Origin of the sequence: uncultured Aliivibrio sp., from assembly GCF_946479765.1 — a bacterium.
Taxonomy (GTDB): Bacteria; Pseudomonadota; Gammaproteobacteria; order Enterobacterales; family Vibrionaceae; genus Aliivibrio.
Genome location: NZ_CAMLHO010000113.1, coordinates 1 through 2,765 on the forward strand (window position 1 = coordinate 1; position 2,765 = coordinate 2,765).

Sequence of the window (2,765 nt, forward strand, 5' to 3'; positions counted from 1 at the left end):
AAAAATATATTGAAGCAACGGGTGGCAAGTTACGTCTTGATGTTGAAATGTCAGACGGTAGTCACTTTGGTTTTGCGGTGTGATGTACTTATAACAAATGCATCAACACGATTTACTACACTCGGCAATCTCAGTTTGCCGGGTGTTTCTCGTTTTAAGGCGTCAATATTAAGTATAATCGCATAGTAGTAAACGTGTTATGCAGGCGTTATAACGCAAAATGGAGAAAGGGATGCCGTACAAAAAATTATTTAGAATGCCTAAGCCTGTAAATATTTCAGGCCGCTCATCCAGTATTACCAATTCATTTATTAATGGAATAATTCCTGTTGTAAAACCAACGGAGTCAGAAATAAAAGAAGCGTTATTAATTTTGAATATGGATGATGAGACAATTTCTTGCTCATATTGTGGTGATGCGTACACTGAATGGGATCATTTAAGACCTTTAGTTATGGCTCAAAAACCGACTGGGTATATTTCAGAAATTCATAATCTTGTCCCATCTTGTGGTAAATGCAACCAATCTAAAGGTAATAAAAATTGGCGGGAATGGATGTTAAGTGATGCGCCGAAGTCACCTAAAAGTCGCTTAATTGAAGACTTAGATGCAAGGGTATTAGCATTAGATAAATACGAGTTATGGAAAACACCAACAAAAATGAATTTTGAAGGTGTGGTTGGTGAAGATGTTTGGGCTGCTCATTGGGCTAATTGGCAAAAAGTACAAGATTTAATGAAAGAATCTCAAGTTTTAGCATCTGAGATTAATAAAAAGGTAGCTCTTGCATACAAAGCGTTATAACAAATGCATCAACACGATTTGCTACATTCGGCATTCTAGGTTTCTTTTGGTTTACCGTATTAAGTGGTAAATTTAGGCTTAATCTGCATGGTAGCAAACGTGTTATGCAGGCGTTATGTGTTCCCAAGGGGTAAGTATGGATATCCAGTTTAAAAGAGCTTCTGAGCTAAAATATGCTGAGTCACTAACTCAAGCCAATATGGCTAGTTATTATTTAACTCGGAATATCGTTTGGGATAGCAATCTATTTATCAACAATTGGGCTCTCTTGGATAACTTTGAAATATTCGTGGATAATCATCGAGTTGGTATTGTCCGTTTTAGCTATAACGAATCAACCACTTTTCTGCGAGACTTACAGTTAAGCCCAGAATTTCACGGTAAGGGTATCGGTGCGAAAAGTCTCGATATGATTATAAATCACGCTAGACAGCATCAATCAAAAAAGTTACTTCTTCGTGTGTTCAGTGAAAATCCAGCAATCAAGTTATATAAAGAAAAAGGGTTTACGCAAACCGTGGAAGTGAATGGGCTAATAGAAATGGAATTTACTTTAAGTTCAAACACATAACAAATGCATCAACACGATTTACTACATTCGGCATTGTAGGTTTGTCTTTGGTTTTTGTGTTTATGGCGGTAAAATTCAGTTTAATCTGCATAGTAGTAAACGTGTTATGCAGGCGTTAGGCGAAAGGAGTACATAAATGGCTAAGGTAACAATGCCTGAAGACAAAAAAGTAATAATTGATCGTGCATTACGAGCTCTAGGAAATGTAAAACCAGCAGGAAATAATACTATTGCTCCAAAGGATTTTTTATTTAAAGCTGCACGCACTGATGCAGGAAGACAGTTACCGCCTTATTATCTGGTATATTTTTTATTGCATGATTTATTAGGTTTTAGAGACCTAGGTCAGTTTGAAAAAGTTTCTTGGTCAATTCCTATTAATTATAACGATAAAGCTTTTGTTATTGAGCACAGAAAGTTCGGGCTTGGTGTTTTTGCTTATGACCCTAAGCGAGACGAAAGTGATGCTAAAGAAATTACTAAATCAATACAGAAAGCGGTTAATGTAGCAAAGCCTTACTATGAGTGGTTGGCTTCGGAAGCGGTATTAAGTTCAAATCTTAATGTGAAAAATAATTGCTCTGAGTTATTTGGTAGATATCAATACCTGTTGAGTCTTTACGAAAAAGAACAACAAGAAGCTATTTCACATAAAGGTGAAATTCATAAAAAAACAACAGGAATTGCGTACAGTTTAGCTGCTATGTATAGTCAACCTTATAGCCAATCAAAACAAAACTCTAATTGGTTAGCAATCTCTGCTATTGAAGCATTTTTCAGTTGGACGGAAAATCTTTTTGTTCATATTGCAATTGTGGCTAGAGGTGTATCTGATGGTGAGCGTGTAGCTAATTTAGCTATGTCAGAATGGCAAGAAAAATTTACGTCAGCATTGGATATTGGAGATAAAAAAGCTAAAAAGTATTTTGATGAGTTGGTTCTTGTTCGTAGACAGTTGAGAAACTTTATTGCGCATGGGGCATTTGGAAAAAATGGTGAGACCTTCGAGTTTCATTCCTCTGTTGGAGCCGTTTCAGTAATTATGCCACACCAAAAAGGGAAAAATAAATTTTCGTTAGTTGGTGAATTATCATTCAATGAGGATGAGGTTATTAGGCTTTTAAGGGAGTTCATTGAATATCTTTGGGAGTCAGATATAGAACCTGCGATGTACTATGTCATGGACAGTTATCTTCCCGTAATACTTACAATGTCAAAAGATGGTTCATATAGCAGAGCAATGTCCAGTCGACGTGATATGGAAAATTTTGTAGAACAGTTAAATTATCAATTCGATCGAGCAGCTAATATGGATTGGTAAGATCGCCTAACAAATGCATCAACACGATTTGCTACATTCGGCAATCTCAGTTTGCCGAGTGTTTCTCG

The 2,765-nt window shown here is 36.3% G+C and carries 3 protein-coding genes; all 3 read left to right on the forward strand.

Features of this window, described 5'->3' with window-relative positions; translation table 11 throughout:
* Nucleotides 1–232 precede the first annotated feature (232 nt).
* Nucleotides 233–805: an HNH endonuclease gene (locus tag Q1K78_RS17275; RefSeq protein WP_300181685.1), complete on the forward strand. Its 573-nt coding sequence runs from the start codon at nt 233–235 to the stop codon at nt 803–805.
* A 136-nt stretch (nt 806–941) separates the two neighbouring features.
* Nucleotides 942–1,376 carry a GNAT family N-acetyltransferase gene (locus tag Q1K78_RS17280; protein WP_300181687.1) on the forward strand — a complete coding sequence of 145 codons (435 nt, stop codon included), beginning with the start codon at nt 942–944 and terminating at the stop codon, nt 1,374–1,376.
* Between the two features lie 136 nt (nt 1,377–1,512).
* Nucleotides 1,513–2,697 carry a hypothetical protein gene (locus tag Q1K78_RS17285; RefSeq protein WP_300181689.1) on the forward strand — a complete coding sequence of 395 codons (1,185 nt, stop codon included), beginning with the start codon at nt 1,513–1,515 and terminating at the stop codon, nt 2,695–2,697.
* The last annotated feature ends 68 nt before the right edge of the window (nt 2,698–2,765 follow it).